This is a genomic window from Pseudooceanicola batsensis HTCC2597, assembly GCF_000152725.1.
Classification (GTDB): Bacteria; Pseudomonadota; Alphaproteobacteria; order Rhodobacterales; family Rhodobacteraceae; genus Pseudooceanicola; species Pseudooceanicola batsensis.
In genome coordinates, this window is the sequence record NZ_CH724131.1 from 2217162 (window position 1) to 2234422 (window position 17261).

19 protein-coding genes are annotated in these 17261 nt (G+C 68.2%); 13 read left to right on the forward strand and 6 right to left on the reverse strand.

The window, feature by feature from the left end; all coding sequences use genetic code 11:
* Window positions 1-583: 583 nt before the first annotated feature.
* Window positions 584-1072: a peroxiredoxin gene (locus OB2597_RS14625; RefSeq protein WP_009806370.1), complete on the reverse strand. Its 489-nt coding sequence runs from the start codon at window positions 1070-1072 to the stop codon at window positions 584-586.
* An 86-nt stretch (window positions 1073-1158) separates the two neighbouring features.
* On the opposite strand from OB2597_RS14625, the gene OB2597_RS14630 reads away from it, so the two are divergent.
* Together OB2597_RS14630 and rsmD are read left to right on the forward strand one after the other, a co-directional pair.
* A complete protein-coding gene (locus OB2597_RS14630; protein ID WP_009806371.1) occupies window positions 1159-2361 on the forward strand; it encodes an NAD(P)/FAD-dependent oxidoreductase in 1203 nt (400 codons plus the stop codon).
* Between the two features lies 1 nt (window position 2362).
* Window positions 2363-2917, forward strand: coding sequence for a 16S rRNA (guanine(966)-N(2))-methyltransferase RsmD (rsmD, locus tag OB2597_RS14635; protein ID WP_009806372.1), 555 nt, complete (start codon window positions 2363-2365; stop codon window positions 2915-2917).
* Window positions 2918-3089: 172 nt separating this feature from the next.
* On the opposite strand, the gene OB2597_RS14640 is transcribed toward rsmD, so the two are convergent.
* On the reverse strand, window positions 3090-4757 hold the full coding sequence (locus tag OB2597_RS14640) for a Y-family DNA polymerase (RefSeq protein WP_009806373.1): 1668 nt from the start codon (window positions 4755-4757) through the stop codon (window positions 3090-3092).
* 124 nt (window positions 4758-4881) lie between these two features.
* Between OB2597_RS14640 and OB2597_RS21030 the strand changes: the two genes are divergently transcribed.
* Window positions 4882-5310 (forward strand): c-type cytochrome, encoded by a 429-nt coding sequence (locus tag OB2597_RS21030; RefSeq protein WP_009806374.1) that lies wholly within the window; start codon window positions 4882-4884, stop codon window positions 5308-5310.
* A 19-nt stretch (window positions 5311-5329) separates the two neighbouring features.
* Here OB2597_RS21030 and OB2597_RS14650 read toward each other — a convergent pair whose 3' ends face one another.
* Complete coding sequence (locus OB2597_RS14650; RefSeq protein ID WP_009806375.1) at window positions 5330-5614, reverse strand: I78 family peptidase inhibitor; 285 nt, start codon at window positions 5612-5614, stop codon at window positions 5330-5332.
* Between the two features lie 99 nt (window positions 5615-5713).
* Here OB2597_RS14650 and OB2597_RS14655 point away from each other — a divergent pair, with 99 nt between their 5' ends.
* The gene (locus tag OB2597_RS14655) at window positions 5714-6844 is read left to right on the forward strand and encodes an S-(hydroxymethyl)glutathione dehydrogenase/class III alcohol dehydrogenase (protein ID WP_009806376.1); all 1131 of its coding nucleotides are present in this window, start codon (window positions 5714-5716) and stop codon (window positions 6842-6844) included.
* 218 nt (window positions 6845-7062) lie between these two features.
* The gene (locus tag OB2597_RS14660; RefSeq protein WP_009806377.1) at window positions 7063-8001 is read left to right on the forward strand and encodes an EF-hand domain-containing protein; all 939 of its coding nucleotides are present in this window, start codon (window positions 7063-7065) and stop codon (window positions 7999-8001) included.
* Window positions 8002-8058: 57 nt separating this feature from the next.
* Here the strand turns inward: OB2597_RS14660 and OB2597_RS14665 are convergent, their stop codons facing one another.
* A complete protein-coding gene (locus OB2597_RS14665; RefSeq protein WP_009806378.1) occupies window positions 8059-8682 on the reverse strand; it encodes a class I SAM-dependent methyltransferase in 624 nt (207 codons plus the stop codon).
* Window positions 8683-8783: 101 nt separating this feature from the next.
* Here OB2597_RS14665 and OB2597_RS14670 point away from each other — a divergent pair, with 101 nt between their 5' ends.
* Window positions 8784-9707 (forward strand): LysR family transcriptional regulator, encoded by a 924-nt coding sequence (locus OB2597_RS14670; RefSeq protein WP_009806379.1) that lies wholly within the window; start codon window positions 8784-8786, stop codon window positions 9705-9707.
* A gap of 50 nt (window positions 9708-9757) precedes the next feature.
* On the forward strand, window positions 9758-10468 hold the full coding sequence (locus tag OB2597_RS14675) for an NYN domain-containing protein (protein ID WP_009806380.1): 711 nt from the start codon (window positions 9758-9760) through the stop codon (window positions 10466-10468).
* On the opposite strand, the gene OB2597_RS14680 is transcribed toward OB2597_RS14675, so the two are convergent.
* Window positions 10465-11088, reverse strand: coding sequence for a TetR/AcrR family transcriptional regulator (locus tag OB2597_RS14680; protein ID WP_040609367.1), 624 nt, complete (start codon window positions 11086-11088; stop codon window positions 10465-10467). The two genes, OB2597_RS14675 and OB2597_RS14680, sit on opposite strands and share 4 nt — an antisense overlap.
* A 426-nt stretch (window positions 11089-11514) precedes the next feature.
* Between OB2597_RS14680 and OB2597_RS14685 the strand changes: the two genes are divergently transcribed.
* From OB2597_RS14685 to OB2597_RS14710, 6 genes are read left to right on the forward strand one after another with little or no spacing between them, the layout of a single operon-like run.
* Window positions 11515-12216 (forward strand): nitroreductase family protein, encoded by a 702-nt coding sequence (locus OB2597_RS14685; protein ID WP_009806382.1) that lies wholly within the window; start codon window positions 11515-11517, stop codon window positions 12214-12216.
* Window positions 12217-13047 (forward strand): S-formylglutathione hydrolase, encoded by an 831-nt coding sequence (fghA, locus tag OB2597_RS14690; protein ID WP_009806383.1) that lies wholly within the window; start codon window positions 12217-12219, stop codon window positions 13045-13047.
* Window positions 13044-13508 (forward strand): YaiI/YqxD family protein, encoded by a 465-nt coding sequence (locus tag OB2597_RS14695; RefSeq protein WP_009806384.1) that lies wholly within the window; start codon window positions 13044-13046, stop codon window positions 13506-13508. Before fghA ends, OB2597_RS14695 begins: the two co-directional genes overlap by 4 nt.
* Window positions 13509-14129, forward strand: a complete 621-nt coding sequence (locus tag OB2597_RS14700) for an HAD family hydrolase (protein WP_009806385.1) — start codon at window positions 13509-13511, stop codon at window positions 14127-14129.
* Window positions 14126-15040 (forward strand): ornithine cyclodeaminase family protein, encoded by a 915-nt coding sequence (locus OB2597_RS14705; RefSeq protein WP_009806386.1) that lies wholly within the window; start codon window positions 14126-14128, stop codon window positions 15038-15040. The genes OB2597_RS14700 and OB2597_RS14705 overlap by 4 nt, the downstream gene beginning before the upstream one ends.
* Window positions 15037-15966, forward strand: a complete 930-nt coding sequence (locus OB2597_RS14710; protein ID WP_009806387.1) for an alpha/beta fold hydrolase — start codon at window positions 15037-15039, stop codon at window positions 15964-15966. The genes OB2597_RS14705 and OB2597_RS14710 overlap by 4 nt, the downstream gene beginning before the upstream one ends.
* Here OB2597_RS14710 and OB2597_RS14715 read toward each other — a convergent pair whose 3' ends face one another.
* The gene (locus tag OB2597_RS14715) at window positions 15967-17211 is read right to left on the reverse strand and encodes an MFS transporter (RefSeq protein WP_009806388.1); all 1245 of its coding nucleotides are present in this window, start codon (window positions 17209-17211) and stop codon (window positions 15967-15969) included. It lies immediately after the preceding gene.
* Window positions 17212-17261: the final 50 nt, after the last annotated feature.

Here is a 17261-nt window from a genome sequence, read left to right on the forward strand (position 1 = left end):
CGTGTCCCGGCGGGACCGAAGAGCTTCATCCTCCTGCCCTGACAGAAGAAACGCTCCCTCTGCGCCTGGTCTCGGTTCCGCGCCAAAGGGTGCGGACGCGATGGATCTCGCCAGCGTCTCGCCATCAGCCGCAAGGGACCGCACGGCATCAGTACGAGCCGCTGACACCGGTTGACGCCCTCGCCGCAGGCTTTTTCCGACATTCGCGGGTTTGCATCTTTCGCATGGCGGCCCGATGCCGGCCGCCAAAATCGTCATACAGGAGCTGGTGCCATTGCAGCCGGCATTGCTTCCGCCAGGGGCGGCTCTAGAGGCCCCCCGACCGGAAATCAGCGGGTTTGCGCGGAAAAGATTTCCGTCCGGTTAAAGGACGAATCGGCCCAGCTTGACGGCCGAAAGAATGATTCGCATAAACGCGCTACGTTGCGTCGCGATCATCGGCGCAGCGGGTCCAGATCGACCGGAACTGGCCGCGACGCACCAGAAGGTGCCGGACGGCAAAGCAGTTTCAGGAAGGCGGATAGTCGCTTCCAGAGTGACCTGAGGCCCGCAGGACAGAAGACCTGCGGGCCTCGTGACGAAATCAGATCGCCTCGAGCATCGACTCGCCACCGGATACGTCGCACTGGCCCGGATTTTCCTCGGCATGCAGGACCGTCACGACGCCGTCCTTAACGTACATGGCGTAGCGTTTCGACCGGTCGATCAATCCGACCGGTGGCGCGGTGAAATCCATGCCGACGGCCTTGGTAAACTCGGCCCGCGGATCACCCAGCATCGCGATGCCGGCATCGGCGGCGCCCGTGTCCTTGCCCCAGGCGGCCATGACGAAGGGATCGTTGACCGACAGGCAGATGACCTCGTCCACGCCCTTGTCCCGGAACTGGTCGACTGTGCGGATGAAGCTGGGGACATGCGCGGTGGTGCAGGTGCCCGTATAGGCCCCCGGCAAGGCAAAGATCACGACATTCCGTCCGGCCAGCCGCTCGGAAAGCGAAACTTCCTTCGGCCCCTCGGCCGTAAATTCTACCAATGTGGCGTCCGGCAACGTGTCGCCTTTGGAAATTGCCATTGAAGGTCCCTCCTAGTATCCATGTGAGCCTGTCACCGGAGATAAGGTCAGTCGCGGGGCCGGCCAACTGAAAAGAGAGATTTGGCATGACACATTTCGTGGTCGTCGGGGCCGGACAGGCCGGAGCGTCGCTCGTCGCCAGGCTGCGCGAGGACGGGTTCGACGGCCGGATCACCCTGATCGGCGACGAGCCGGCCCCGCCCTACCAGCGCCCGCCGCTCTCCAAGGGCTACCTGCTGGGCGAGCTGGCCCGGGACCGCCTGTTCCTCCGCCCCGAGGCCTATTACGCGGACCGCGACATCACCCTGCGCACCGGCAGCCCGGTCACCGCCATCGACCCCGAGGCCCGGACCGTCACCCTGGATGGGGAGACGCTGGACTATGACCAGCTTGCCCTGACCACGGGATCGGTGCCGCGACGCCTGCCCGAAGCGATCGGCGGGGCGCTGAACGGGCTCTACTATGTCCGCACCCTCGCCGACGTGGATGCCATGGCCGAGGAATTCCGTCCCGGCCGCCGCGTCCTCATCGTGGGGGGCGGCTATATCGGGCTGGAGGCCGCCGCCGTCGCCGCCAAGCAGGGCCTGGAGGTCACGCTCGTCGAACTGGCCGACCGCATCCTGCAACGGGTCGCCGCCCCCGAGACATCGGAATATTTCCGCACCCTCCATGCCGGACATGGTGTGGTCATCCGCGAAGGCATCGGGCTGGCGCATCTGACCGGAGAGGACCGGGTGAGCGGCGCGAAACTGTCGGACGGCACGACGATCGGGGCGGATTTCGCCATCGCCGGCACCGGCATCCTGCCCGACACCCGGCTTGCCGAGGCCGCCGGGCTGACCTGCGACGACGGCATCGCCACGGATGAATACGGCCGCACCTCGGCCCCCGGCATCTGGGCGGCGGGCGACTGCGCCAGCTTTCCGGTGAACGGCGTCCGCCAACGCCTTGAAAGCGTGCCCAATGCCATCGACATGGCCGACTGCGTGGCGCGCAACATGATGGGCGGCGACCAGATCTATGTGCCCGAGCCGTGGTTCTGGTCCGATCAGTTCGACATCAAGCTGCAGATCGCCGGGCTGAACCGCGGCTTCGACCGTGTCGTCGCGCGCGGCAGCGGCGAGGCCCTCTCCCACTGGTATTACGCCGGCGACCGGCTGCTGGCCGTCGATGCGATGAACGACCCGCGGGCCTTCATGGTGGGCAAGCGCCTTCTGGCCTCGGGCAGGTCCCCGGATCCCGAGCAGGTGGCCGATCCCGCCGTGGACCTCAAGAGCCTGATGCGCTGAGATGCGGATCGTCGGAGGCGCGTTCCGCGGCCGGCGCTTGGCCACGCTCGGCAAGGGGGATGCGGGCGCTCATCTGCGGCCGACCGCGGATCGTGTCCGCGAGAGCCTCTTCTCGATGCTGGCGGGCGGCCGGTTCGGAGACCCCGTGTCCGGTGTTCAAGTCCTGGACCTTTTTGCCGGCACCGGGGCCCTGGGGCTCGAGGCCCTGTCGCGCGGCGCCGCGCATGCCGTCTTCGTCGACGACGGCCGCGTGGCGCAGAAGCTCCTGTCGGAGAACATCGGCGCCCTGGACCTGGCCGATCGCGCCCGCCTGCTCCGCACATCCGCCCTCCGCCTGCCCGAAGCGTCGGCACCGGCCGGGCTGGTCTTTCTCGATCCGCCCTACGGCAAGGACCTGGGCGGCCGGGCCCTGGGCGTCGCCCGGACCCGCGGCTGGATCGCGCCCGGCGCCCTTGTCGTCTGGGAGGAACGGGGCCCCCAGGAGGCCCCCGAGGGCTTTTCGCCGCTGGAACACAAGCGCTATGGCGACACGGTGATTACCCTGTTGCGGGGGTGAGGTGGTTGCACGGGCCCCCGGCCAAGACGCGCCGGCGGTCGGCGCGAGATCCTCGGGTCGAGCCCGAGAATGGCGGCGCGCGGGGCCGTGCCGGTCGGCGCGGGCGGTGAGGGCGGGAGCCTCCGGCGGGGATATTTTCCGGACCAAAGAAGCAGGGGCGCGGCGCGGGATGTCAGGCGAACTGCCCGTGACAGAACCAGCCCGGCGACAGCGCGGCCCCATGAGCAAAGAAGAGCCACAGCCGGTCGCCGGTCCCGGTCGTGATCCGCCAGTAGTCGCGGATGCCGCTGCGCCAGTCCGGCTCGTCCAGCCACCATTCCGGGGCGATCCGTTCCGGCCCCGCCGCCTCGGCCAGCGTCAGGTCGCGGCCGCGCCAGCGGAAGCGCCCGGGCGGAGGGGACGCCCCGGGCGCGGTCACCGGTTCGGGGCGCCAGAGCAGGAGCGGGCGCGGCGCGGGGGGCGCGGGCCAGTCGGAGGCCGGCTCGGACCAGGCGGCGGCGAGGGTCAGGGCCGTCTTTTCCGGGATATTGGACGAGGCCGGATGCCAGCGGGTGATCGCCTCCATTCCGACGCGCGCCCCGATCCGCGCAACCAGGTCGTCATGGGCGGTGGTGTCGGCCAGCCGGTCGGCGATCACCCGGCCTGCCGCCAGGTGCCCGACCGCCTGCCGCGCCGGAAGCGGTTCGGTCTGCACCGCCTCGAGCCGCAGCATGTCGATCCCGTGGCCGGCCTCGATCTCCTCGATCTTCATCGCCAGAAGAGGGCGGATGCGGTCGGGATCGGCGCTTGGCCGTGCCAGCCCGGCCGCGACCCATTGCATCGTGTGATCCGTCCGGAAGGCCTGCAGCCGGATCAGCCGCACCCCGCGCCCGGCGCGCTCCAGCGTCTCGCAGAGACGCGGCAGCAGCCGGTCGAGCCCCGCCAGCATGTCCGATTCCAGCCCGATGGGATCGGGCAGCGTCATCCGCACCGCGAAGGGCCGCGCCTCGGCCACCGGCGAGACCGGCTCGGGCACCTGGCCGAGCGCCTGGTCGATGCGCAGCACCACCTGCGGCCCGAAGCGGCGCGCCAGCGGCGCGCGCGGCTGGTCGATCAGGTCCGACACCCGGCGCAGCCCGAGGCGGGAGAGCTGGGCCAGCGACTCTCCGTCGAGCCGCAGCGCCGCCAGCGGCAGCCCCGCGATGGCCGACCGCGTCTGCCCCGGCGGCGCGATCCGCTGTGCCTCGACCCCCGCCATCCGCGCGCCCGGCGCCGCGCCGCCCCGCTCCCAGTGGCGCCGTTTCGCCGCCCGGGACCGGGTCGCCCGCGCCTCCTGGTCCACCGCGTCGCCGCTGCGGTGATGCCCGGCATCCTGCCCCGCGAAACGCGCCAGCCCCCAGGCCGCGCCGGGCGTGTCGGCCACACCGGCGCGCAGGCTCAGCCGGGCGCCCGCGCAATCCCCGTCGATCGCCGCCAGCAGCCCCTCTTCACCGCCGAAGAGATGGGCGCAGCCGGTGATGTCCAGGCTCAGGCCCTCTTCGCCGCTCGTCCCGACCCAGGGCGAGTATTTCCCCGCCCACCTGCGCAGCACGGCCAGGAACGCGGCCTCGGCCTGAGGATTGCGCAGACGGGTGGTCAGTTCGGGGCACATGGCCAGCGCATCGCGCAGCGGCTGGCCCCGCACCAGCCCCGCCGCCGTGGCGCCGGCCGAGAGCGAATGCAGCCGCTGCGCCGGGCCGGCCGTCTCGATCACCGCGAAGGGCCGCGCCGGATCGCCGCCCGTCCGACGCAGCAGCCGTTCGGCCCCCAGGCGGGGGAACCACAGCGACAGGAACCGGCGGGAGGAGGAAGAGGATGGCATGGCGGGATAAATGTTCCTTTTACGTTCCAGTATAAATTTCCGTGAACCGGAGTCGAGTCCCTCCCCCGTTTCGTGTCTAAGGGAGAAGCCAAGACATGAGACACAGCCAAGACAAGGAGCACCGATGACCGCCCGCCATTTCGCACTGATCCTGTGCCTGACCGCCTCGGCGGCACTTGCCCACCAAGGTGTCCAGGACCCGCAGGTCATGGCCCGCATGTCGCTGATGGAGGAGATCAAGCAGGCCACCGGGATCCTCGGCGGCATGGCCCGCCAGCCCGGAAGCCACTCTCCCGAACAGGCCGAAGCGGCGCGCAACAGGCTGATCGCCCTTTCCGGCGATATTCCCGATGCCTTCCGCGATCCCGCCGACGATCCGAAGTCCGAATCCAGACGCGAGATCTGGGACGACTGGGAGGACTTCACCGCCCGCGCCTCGGCCCTGGAAGACGCGGCCCGGCAACTGGACCCGGCGTCGGCAGAAGGTGTTCAGCGCGGCCTGCAGGAGATCGGCGCGGCCTGCCGCGGGTGCCACAGGCCCTACCGCCTCTGACCGCCCGGGCGGCGATGGCCTATCCGCAATAGACGCGGATGACGCGGTCGTTCTCGTCCAGTTCGACATTGATCCGGTCTACGCGGAAATCCATCGTCACGGCATGGCCCGGACCGATGATCCGCGTCTTCGGCCCCGGTTCCAGCCCGGCCGCCGCGACGGCAGCACGATCCGCACCCACGAGATCCTGGTGGGCCGAGGCGGAACAGAGGTCGTTTTCGGCCCCGGAAGAAGCGCCTTCGTCCGCCATCTGGCAGGCGGCGAGAGGCAGGATGAGCGCAGGGAGAAGCAGAAACCTTTTCATGCCCCCGAGGTAGGGGCCGCACACGCAACTGCAAGCTTGTCCGTTGATCCTTCGCGGAAAGTCGCCCAAGCTGCCCGAAACCGAACAAGGGAGCATCCGATGCGCACCAAGGCCGCCGTCGCCACTCAAGCCGGAAAACCGCTGGGAGTCATGGAGGTGAACCTCGACGGGCCGAAGGCCGGAGAGGTCCTGGTCGAGGTGAAGGCCACCGGCATCTGCCACACCGACGAATTCACCCTGTCCGGCGCCGATCCCGAGGGGCTGTTCCCCGCCATCCTCGGCCACGAGGGCGCGGGCGTGGTGATGGAGGTCGGCGCGGGCGTGACCAGTGTCAAGCCGGGCGACCACGTGATCCCGCTCTACACGCCTGAATGCCGCGAATGCTATTCCTGCACCTCGCAGAAGACCAACCTCTGCACCTCGATCCGCGCGACGCAAGGCCAGGGCGTGATGCCCGACGGCACCTCGCGCTTCACCACGCTCGATGGCGACCCGATCCTGCACTACATGGGTTGCTCGACCTTCTCGAACCACACCGTCCTGCCCGAGATCGCGCTGGCCAAGGTGCGCGAGGACGCGCCCTTCGACAAGATCTGCTATATCGGCTGCGGCGTGACCACCGGCATCGGTGCGGTGATCAACACCGCCAAGGTGGAAATCGGCTCGACGGCCGTGGTCTTCGGTCTGGGCGGCATCGGTCTGAACGTGATCCAGGGCCTGCGGCTGGCGGGGGCCGACATGATCATCGGCGTCGACATCAACCCTTCGAAGAAGGAAATGGCCGAGCGCTTCGGCATGACCCACTTCGTCAATCCGAAGGAACTGGACGAGGACATCGTTCCCTATCTCGTGAACCTCACCAAGCGGCGCGGCGACCTGATCGGCGGGGCGGACTATACCTTCGACTGCACCGGCAACGTCTCGGTGATGCGTCAGGCGCTGGAATGCGCGCACCGGGGCTGGGGCGAATCGATCATCATCGGAGTGGCGCCCGCCGGGGCCGAGATCGCCACCCGCCCCTTCCAGCTGGTCACGGGACGGGTCTGGAAAGGCACCGCCTTCGGTGGCGCGCGCGGCCGCACGGACGTGCCGAAGATCGTCGACTGGTACATGGACGGCAAGATCGAGATCGACCCGATGATCACCCACACCCTGTCGCTGGACGACATCAACAAGGGGTTCGACCTCATGCACGCGGGGGAATCGATCCGCTCGGTCGTCACCTACTGAGCCCCTCGGGCAGGCCATGCGCCTGCCCGTCGCCGGTCCTGCCGCCGCGGCATTCATGTTTCCTCAGCCCGTCCACCTCAACGCGCAGCCAAGGGGATCGGTCCGGCAAAGTTGACCGGAAACACCTTGTTTTCAAGATTGGAACAACGCCTGCCCGTCCCTGTTGAGGGGGCGAGGGCCGGGATATTCCCGACCCGACTCGAGAGGAGGACAGTCACATGATCCGCACCACGCAAACCGCAATCGCGCTCGCCTCGATCGTGCTTGCCGGTCCGGTGGCCGCCGCGACCGAAGGTTCGTCCAGCGCGTCCGCAGGCAATTCCGCATCCGTCCAGGCGACGGCCGGCATCGACAATCTTTGCAAGAGCGGCTTCGCGTCATCCGACAGCAACAGCGATGGCACGGTTTCCCGCGACGAACTGAACACCGCGCGCGAACAGATGTTCGGCGCCCTCGACAGCGACGGCGACGGTGAGTTGTCCCGCGCCGAATACGTCGACTGCATGAACCAGAGCGCCCGCAGCGCCGTCGGCGATACCGCGGCGAAATCCGGTGGCAAGAACACCGACTTGCCGGATCTGGCGACCGCCGACCGCGACGGCAGCGGCACGGTCGATACGGACGAATACATGAGCGCCACCCATGACGCGCAGCAGCAGGCCTCGGCCGGCACCGACGATGGCGCCGTGCTTCTCCTGCGCCGCTACATCGTCGCACCGGTCGGCTATACCGACGCGGACGTACGCGACATGGGCGAAGAGGAAACCGCGGCCCGTGCGGCACGCCAGTTCCAGAGGTTCGACGCAGACCGCAGCGGCGACATCTCCGAGCGGGAGTGGTCAGAGGCCTCGACCATGCAGAACGATATCTCCGACGTGCTGAACATGGAATACGACCGGCTCGATGCCGATGCCTCCGGCACGGTCAACCGGCAGGAATTCTCGGACGCCGGCACGAACGACTGGGACGCCGCGCGCGAAGCGATTCGCAACGCGACCCGGCAGAGCGGGACGACCAGCAGCGCTCAGGAGACCTCGGGCACGTCGACCCGCACCTCCGAGGCGGACAACCAGACCGAGGGCAACCGCGGCACGGCAGGCAGCCGGACGCCGCCGGTCGTCTACTACCGTTACTTCGCACCGCTTGAGGCGGGGTAAATCCGGGCGACGGAAGATGTGGGAAGGGGGGCGCTCCGCCGCCCCCCTTTTTGTATCTCAGGCCGGCTTTTCCGCGACGAGGAACCGGGTCACCACCGCGCCGCCCATGTTCTCGGCCTCGACGATCCGCAGCCCCTGCCGCTCGACCGCCGCCTCGACCTCGGCCACCCGGCGAAACGCGACGAAGGGCGCCTTCCCCACCAGGCGCATCGCGCCGATCACCGGCCGCAACAGACGCCCCGTCCAGTTCTCGGCAAGGCAGCCGGTCTTGAGCACCAGCACACCGCCCGGCCGGACACGCGATGCCATCGCCCCGAGCGCGCCATCCATGTCCTCGATCAGATGCACCACGTTGAACGACATCACCGCGTCGAACCCGCCTTCCGGCAGATCGTCGACCGCGTGCCGGGCGAAACCCACGTTCTCCACGCCGGCGTCGGCTGCCCGCTGGCGCGCGATGTCCAGCAACGCGCCGCTCAGGTCGGTGGCAAGCACCACGGCCGCATGGGGGGCGAGCTTCAGCGCGATGGTGCCCGTGCCGCAGCCGACCTCCAGCACCCGCGCGTCGGGCCCGAGATACGAGGCGGCGCGCGCCACGGTCCTCTCGTGCTGGTCGGTGTTCTGTATCGGCCGCTCGGCATAGCTCTTGGCCACGCCATCCCAGAAGGCTTCGGCATTCATCGGTCATCCAATCCGCAAAAGGTCATCCTACTGGCAGACCATACCCATGCCCGCATCACATAGGAATTGCCGCAAATTGCAACGATGATATACGAAAACGCATGAATTGGCCCGCCGCATCCTTCGACTGGAACCAGGCCCGCGCCTTTCTGGCGACGGCGGAGTTGGGATCCCTATCGGCGGCGGCGCGCGAACTGGGCCAGACGCAGCCGACCCTCGGACGCCAGGTCGCCGCCCTCGAGGACCAGCTGGGCGTGGCCCTCTTCGACCGGGCGGGCCGCGGCCTGATCCTGACCGAGGCGGGCCGGGAACTGCTCTCCCACGTGCGCGAGATGGCCGAGGCGGCCGCCCGCGTCCCCCTGACCGCCAGCGGCCAGAGCCAGGCCCTGCGCGGCACGGTCGGCATCACGGCCAGCGACGTCTTCTCGGTCACGCTCCTGCCGCCGATCATCGCCGAACTGTCCCGCATCGCCCCCGAGATCGAGATCGAAGTGGTCGCCTCGAACGACCTGCGGGACCTGTCACGTCGCGAGGCCGACATAGCAATCCGCCACGTCCGCCCGACCGAGCCCGCCCTGACCGCCCGCCTGCTGGGCGAAGGTACGGGACATCTCTACGCCGCACCCGCCTATCTCGACCGCAGGGGCCGTCCGGCCTCCCGCAGCGACCTGGCGACCCACGACTTCGTCGGCTTTCTCGACGTCAACCGGATGGGCCGGACGCTGGGCGAATTCGGCATCCCCGTCGCCGCACGGAATATCCGCTACCGCACCGACAACGGGCTGGCCATGTGGGAGATGGTGCGCGCGGGGTTGGGGATCGGAGTGATGACGGCCGACCTCGGCCTCACCACGCCGGACGTCGAACTGCTCTTCCCGCGCGAGGTGGCCTTCCGCTACCCGATCTGGCTGGTCACCCATCGCGAACTGCACAGCGCGCGCCGCATACGCGTCGTCTATGACCACCTGGCCCAGGCGATCACGACCCACCTGCGCCGCATCGAGGCGCGCAGCCCCGCAGGCTGACCCTTTCGCCGCACCCGGAATCGCGGTAACTGCGCCCGACAGGAGGCCCCATGCCCGAAACCAGACCGCTCTACGCCGTACTCATCGACGCCGACAACATTCCCGCCCGCTTCGCCCAGGCCATCCTGAAGGAGATCACCAGCTTCGGCGAACCGGCCCTGCGCCGCGTCTATGGCGACTGGGGCGCCGAGCGTCTGCGCCCCTGGACCGAACAGGTCCGCGAACTGGGGCTGGTCGCACATCAGGAAACCGCCAACACCAAGGGCAAGAACGCCAGCGACATCGGCCTGGTGATCGACGCCATGGACATCCTGCACACCGGCCGCTTCGACGGCTTCGTCCTGGTCTCTTCCGACAGCGATTTCACGGCGCTCGCCAACCGCGTGCGGGAACAGGGTCTCGACGTCATCGGCATCGGCGAATCCAAGGCCCCCGAAAGCCTGCGCAACGTCTGCAACCGCTTCATCCTGATCGAGAACATCGTCGAGGAGCCCGCCGGCCAGAAGGACAAGGCCAAGCCCGCCGACAAGATGAAGCCGGTCGAGGCCCAGCCCCTGATCCTGCGCGCGATGGACAAGATCGACACCGACGACGAATGGGTCACCATGGGGCAGCTCGGCCAGTATCTCACCGCGGAAAGCCCGGATTTCGACACCCGCTCCTATGGCAAGCGCAAGCTCTCCGATCTCGTCGCGGACCTGAAGGTGCTCGAGACCCGGCGCGGCCCCGGCAACCAGCTCATGGTCCGCCGACTGGACTAGTCCGCGACACCGTACCGAGCCAGGAACATGTCCACGGCCGACCGCGCGACGGTCTCGCACCAGTCCTCGGAAAGCTCCTCGGCGACGCCGAACAGTCTCTGGGTGAAGATCCCGGCCTTGCAAAGTTCGGCGAACTGATCCGCCGCCAGCACCGGGTCCTCGACCTTCAGGACGCCGCTCTGGGTGGCGCAGCGCAGGTAATCCGCAAGCATGTCCCGCGCGATCATCGGCCCGTTGCGGTAGAATTCGCGGGCCATCTCCGGGAACCGTTCGGATTCGGCGACGCACATCCGGAAGATCGACAACGACATGGGCGAATTGAAGAAGTCGACGATCTGCCGGGCGCCGGACAGCAGCAGGTCACGCGGCGGCAGATCGGGCCGCACGAGCTGCATCGCGGCCTCGGCCTGCCGCTGGCATTCGCCACGGGCGACTTCCATGAACAACACCCGCTTGTCGGGAAAATAGCTGTAGAGCGTCGCCTTCGAGACCCCGGCGGCGCGCGCGATGTCGTCGACATTCGCCCCCTCGAACCCCTCGGAGAGAAACACCGCCCGAGCCCCGTCGAGCACCTGCGCGAATTTGCGCCCGTTCCGCATGATGGGGCGAGTGACACCCATGACCCCTCCTCCCTGACAGGTCCTGACAGTCTAGACCGCACGGTTCACATCCGGCAAGCAAAGGCCTGGCCGGACACGATGCGTCCGACCTGGTGTCCGGACTGCACGCGCGCAAGGGAAACGGGCGGAGCGAGATGCGCACGAAACCGTCATCTTGAAAGGCAGGGGCCTCTCTTCAGCCGCGATCATGCGGGCTGGGGCACCAAACGTCGGCAACAACCAGCCCGCGGCAGGGGGGCGCTGCCCCCCGTCCTTCGGACTCCCCCCGGGATATTTTCGGGACCAAAGAAGATCATGCGCGCGCCATCCTTCTTTGGTCTTGCAAATATCCTGGGGGAGACGCCGCAGGCGGCGGGGGCGAAGCCCCCCTGCCCGGCCTTGACCGCCAGCGCCATGTCAGGGACAAGCGAGGCGAGGAGACAGCCCATGTATTCCAAGGACAGGATCGCCTACCAGCCGCTCCCCCTCCCCGACCGGCAGGAGGTCACGCAGGCCGAGTGCCTGTCAGGGGCACAGGCCTTTCGCGATCGCATGAAGACCCGCCACACCCTACGCGACTTCTCCGACCGCCCGGTCGACCGCGAGGTCATCGAGGCCGCGATCGCGACCGCCGGACTGGCGCCTTCGGGCGCCAACCACCAGCCCTGGCATTTCGTGGCGATTTCCGATCCCGGTCTCAAGGCCCGCATCCGCGCGGCCGCCGAGGACGAGGAAGCACGGTTCTATTCCGGCGGCGCCAGCGACGCGTGGCTTCAGGCGCTCGAGCCGATCGGGACCGGCATCTCGAAGCCGCACCTCGAAATCGCACCCTGGCTGATCGTGATCTTCGCACAGCGCTACGGGGTGAACCCGGACGGAGAGCGCTACAAGAACTACTACGTGCCTGAAAGCACGGGTATTGCCACCGGGTTTCTGATCGCGGCGCTGCATCACGCCGGCCTCTACTGCCTCACGCACACGCCCAACCCGATGAGGTTCCTCACGGAAATCTGCGGCCGGCCGGATCACGAGAAACCCCTCATGATCCTCGCCGTCGGCCACGCGGCCGCCGGGGCGACCGTTCCCGCCGCGGCGAAGCGCAAGAAACCGCTGTCGGAAATCCTGACCGTCAACCCGGAGGGCCGTTGAATGGAGACCCTTTCTGAAAACCGCTGCTTCGGCGGCACCCAGGGCGTCTACAGGCATGCCGCCACCTCGACCGCCTGCGACATGACCTTCGGCCTGTTCCTGCCGGAGGAGGCGCGCGAGGGCCCGGTGCCGATCCTGTGGTACCTCTCGGGGCTGACCTGCACGCATGAGAACGCCATGACCAAGGCCGGCGCCCAGCAATGGGCCGCCGAACAGGGGATCGCGCTCTGCTTTCCCGACACCTCGCCGCGCGGCGAGGACGTGGCCGATGACAAGGCCTTCGACCTCGGCAAGGGCGCGGGCTTCTACGTCAACGCCACCCAAGACCCCTGGGCGCCACATTTCCGCATGTGGGATTACGTGGCCGATGAGCTTCCCGCGCTGCTGACCTCGGAATTCGCCATCGACCCCGACCGGCAGTCGATCACCGGCCATTCCATGGGCGGCCACGGCGCCCTGACCCTCGCCATGTCGCTGCCGGGCCGCTACCGCTCGGTCTCGGCCTTCTCGCCGATCTGCAACCCGACGGGCGGAGATTGGGGCCGCGCCCAGTTCACCGCCTACCTCGGGGACGACGAAACTGCCTGGCGGGCCCATGACGCCTCGGTCCTGATGGCCGAGAAGGGGTTCGACGGCCCCGTGCTGACCGACACCGGCACGGCCGACAATTTCCTCGACCTGCTGCGCCCCGAGACACTGGCCGAAGCAGCCGCGAAACGCCGCCAGCCTATCACCTTCCGGATGCAGCCGGGTTACGACCACAGCTACTTCTTCGTCTCGAGCTTCATGGAGGAGCACGTCGCCTTCCATGCCGAGGCGCTCTACGCGTGACCACGCTCTTCATCGACGCCGACGCCTGCCCCGTCAAGGCCGAGGCCGAGCGGGTCGCGTCCCGCAACAAGGTGCCGATGAAGCTGGTGTGCAACGGCGGTCTGCGCCCCTCGGCCAACCCCCTGGTCGAGGTGGTGATCGTCGCCGAGGGCCCGGACGAGGCCGACAAGTGGATCGCGGAGACGGCGGGGCGGGGCGATGTGGTCGTGACCTCGGACATGCCGCTGGCCGCGCGCTGCGTCGAGGCGGGGGCGCGGGTCCTGCGTCACAACGGGGAAAAATTGACAGCGGTCAACATCGGCGCGCAGCTCGCCATGCGGGACCTGATGACCGACATCCGCGCCGCCGATCCGTTTGCGCGCGGGGCTGGCAAGGGCTTTACAAAAACCGACCGCTCCCGTTTTCTGGACGCGCTCGAACGTGAGATCCGGGCGGCAAGGCGGGACAGTCAGGGCAGGTGAATGGGTATCCAGGCGGTCATCTTCGACATCGGGAACGTCCTCATCGAATGGAACCCCGAGCAGTTCTACGACGCCGAGATCGGAGAGGAGCGCCGCAAGGCGCTGTTCGAGCAGGTCGACCTGCACGGCATGAACGACCGCGTGGACCGGGGCGAGGATTTCCGCCGGACGGTCCATGACACGGCAGAGGCGCATCCCGATCATGGCGAGGCTATCCGGCTCTGGCACGACCGCTGGATCGAAATGGCCTCGCCGGCGATCGACCAGTCGGTCCGCCTGTTGCGGAGGCTCCGCGCGAATGGCGTCCCCGTCTTCGCGCTGAGCAATTTCGGCATCGACACCTTCGCACAAGCCGAGACGGCCTACGACTTCCTGGGCGAATTCGATCGCCGCTACATCTCGGGCCACAAGGGCGTCATCAAGCCGGATCCCGCATTCTACCGCATGGTCGAGGAGGATTGCGGCCTTCCGCCCGAGGCGTTGCTCTTCACCGACGACCGCGCCGACAACATCGCCATGGCGTCCTCCCGCGGGTGGCAGACCCACCTGTTCCGGGGGCCGCAGGGCTGGGCCGACCGGCTGGTGTCCGAGGGGCTTCTCGCGCGCGAGCAGGCCGCATGAGCGCGCCGGTCATCAGTTTTGACGCGGGCGAGGCCGTCCTGGACTGGATCGCGCTGACCGATGCCCTTGCCGCCGGCCACGACCTGCCCCGGGCCGAGGTCGCGGACAGCTTTCTCTATCGCGGCGGCGACACGCTGTTGACCCGATCCGCCTGGATCGACGGGCTGGGAATCGCGATCAAGGCGGCGACCATCTTCCCCGGCAACCCCGACCGGGGGCACGAGACGGTCAACGGCATGATGAGCCTTCTGTCGGACACCGACGGCACGCTCGAGGCGATGATCGACTTCCACCTCGTCACCAAGTGGAAGACGGCCGCCGACAGCCTGCTGGCCGCGCGGCGTCTGGCCCGGCCCGACAGCGCCCGTATCCTGATCATCGGAGCAGGCACCGTCGCGCAGAGCCTGCGCGAGGCCTATGGTGCGGTGTTCCCCGGAGCGGAGTTTTCCATCTGGAACCGGACGACGTCCCGGGCCGAGCATCTTGCCTCCCACCACGCGAACACGCGGGCCGTGACCGATCTGGCCCGGGCGGTCGGCGAGGCCGATATCGTCGCCTGCGCCACCTCCGGCGGCGTTTCCGTCCTGAGAGGCGAGTGGCTGAGGCCCGGCCAGCACGTCGACCTGATCGGCGCGTTCAAGCCCGACATGCGCGAAGCCGACGACGAGACTCTGAAGCGCGCGCGGATCTTCGTCGACAGCCGGGACACGACCCTCCACCACATCGGCGAGATCGCGATCCCGCTGGAACGGGGCGTCATCTCCGAGGACGACATCCTTGCCGACTATTACCAACTCTCCGACTTCCGGCGCGGCCCGGACGAGATCACCCTGTTCAAGAACGGCGGCGGCGCGCATCTCGACCTGATGACGGCGCGGCATATCCTGTCGGCCTGGCAGGCCGCGCGATGATCGACACCGTGCTGGTCGTCGCGGGTCTCGCGCTGGCGGCGGTGGTCCTGCTGCCGTTCTGGGTCGAGCACCGGCGCCCGAAAATGGACGACCAGGCGCGCGTCGAGGCCCCGGGACATTTTGCGGAACTGAGCCAGGGCATCACCCATTACCGCTGGTACGGGGGCGAGACGGGTCCGGTCGTGGTCTGCGTCCACGGCCTGACCACCCCCTCGTTCGTCTGGGATCCCCTGGCCCGCCGTCTCGCCCTGATAGGCTTTCGGGTACTCGTCTACGATCTCTTCGGGCGGGGGTATTCGGACCGTCCGGCGGGCGAACAGGAGGACGCCTTCTTCGTCCGGCAGCTCGAAGACCTGCTGGCCGATCAGCGGCTGACCGACGACATCACCCTCTTCGGCTATTCCATGGGCGGCGCCATCGCGGCCGCCTTTGCCGCCCGGCATCCCGAACGCCTGCGCCAGCTTGTCCTGATCGCCCCGGCCGGCTTCGGCGGCTTCCCGACCGGCTTTGTCCGGACGATCCGCGACCATTCCCCCGTCGGCGACTGGCTGGCCCTGACGCTCTTCCCCCGCCGCCACAGGCAGGCGGCCACAGCGCTGGCGCGCACGAACCCGCTTCAGGCCGAGGCGGCACACGGTCAGGCCGCGCAGCTTGACTGGAAGGGGTTCATCCCGGCTGTCCTTTCGTCGCTGCGGCACATGCTGCGGGACGATCTCGAGCGCGAACATCGCAAGCTGGCCCGCGAGGACCTGCACATCCTTGCCATCTGGGCGACCGAGGACGACGTGATCCCCCTGTCGGGCATGGGCCGGCTGACGCAATGGAACCGTGCGGCCGTCCAGACCCAGGTCGCGGGCGCCAACCACTGGCTGCCGCTTACCCATCCGGACGAGATCGTCGACGCATTCAAGGACGGGATGGAATGATCACGCCGCCATGACGGCAGCCGGCGCCCGGTTCTCCCGGACCGGCAGATGCACCAGCGCCGAAAAGGCTCCGATCCCGACCCCGATCCACCACACGAGCGTGTAATCGCCGTGCGTATCGTAGAGCCGCCCGCCCAGCCAAACGCCCAGGAAACTGCCAAGCTGGTGCGAGAAGAAGACGATGCCGTAGAGCGTTCCCATGTAGCGCAGCCCGTAGATATGCGCGACGAGGCCCGAGGTCAGCGGCACCGTCGCCAGCCACAGCCCGCCCATGACCAGCGAGAAGACGATCACGCTGACCGGCGTGATGGGCATCAGGATGAAGGCCGCCGCGGTGATCGTGCGCAGGGTGTAGATCCCGGCGAGCAGGTATTTCTTGGCATAGCGGTTGCCCAGCCACCCCGCCGCGAGCGTCCCGGCGATATTGGCGAGGCCGATCAGCGAGATCGCCACCGCGCCGAGCGCCGAGGTCGTGGTGATGCCGATGTTGTGCAGCACGCCCCCCGGCAGGATCGGCCCGCACATCTCGGTCACGAAGGCGGGAAAATGCGCGGTGATGAAGCCCAGCTGATACCCGCAGGAAAAGAAGCCCAGGAAGATCAGCGTGAACGACGGGTCCCTGGCGGCGCGGAGCAGGATCTGCCCCAGGCTCTCCTCCAGTTCCGTCCGGCCGGCCGTCACCGGGGCCCGCATGAAGGGCAGCAGCAGGATGACCGAGAGGATCATCACCGCGAAGACCACGAAGACACCCTGCCAGGGCATCCGGGTCAGCAGCCATTCGGCCAGCGGTGCGCCGAAGACCTGGCCGGCGCTGCCCGCGGCCGTGGCGATGGCCAGCGACATCGACCGGTTCTCGTCCGAGGCGGCCCGCCCCACCACGGCCAGGATCACGCCGAACCCGGTGCCGGCGATGCCGAACCCGACGAGGATCTCGAGCAGGTGATGCGCCCCCGGCGTGACCGCGAAGGACGAAGCCACGAGCCCAGCGGCATAGACGATCGCACCCAGAACGATGGCCCGCCGGTCGCCCAGCTTCTCGGCGAAGGCGCCGAATATCGGCTGGCCGATCCCCCAGGCGAGGTTCTGGATCGCGATGGCCAGCGAGAACTCGGCCCGCGCCCAGCCGAACTCGTCCGCGATAGGGATCTGGAACACGCCGAACGAGGCGCGGATCGCAAAGCTCACGAGGATGATGATGCAGCCGACCAGCAGGACCGGATTCATCAGGCGGGCGGACTGGATCATGGCGGCGGCTCCGGAAGACACGCGGCACATTCTCCAATTATTGCCCGGGG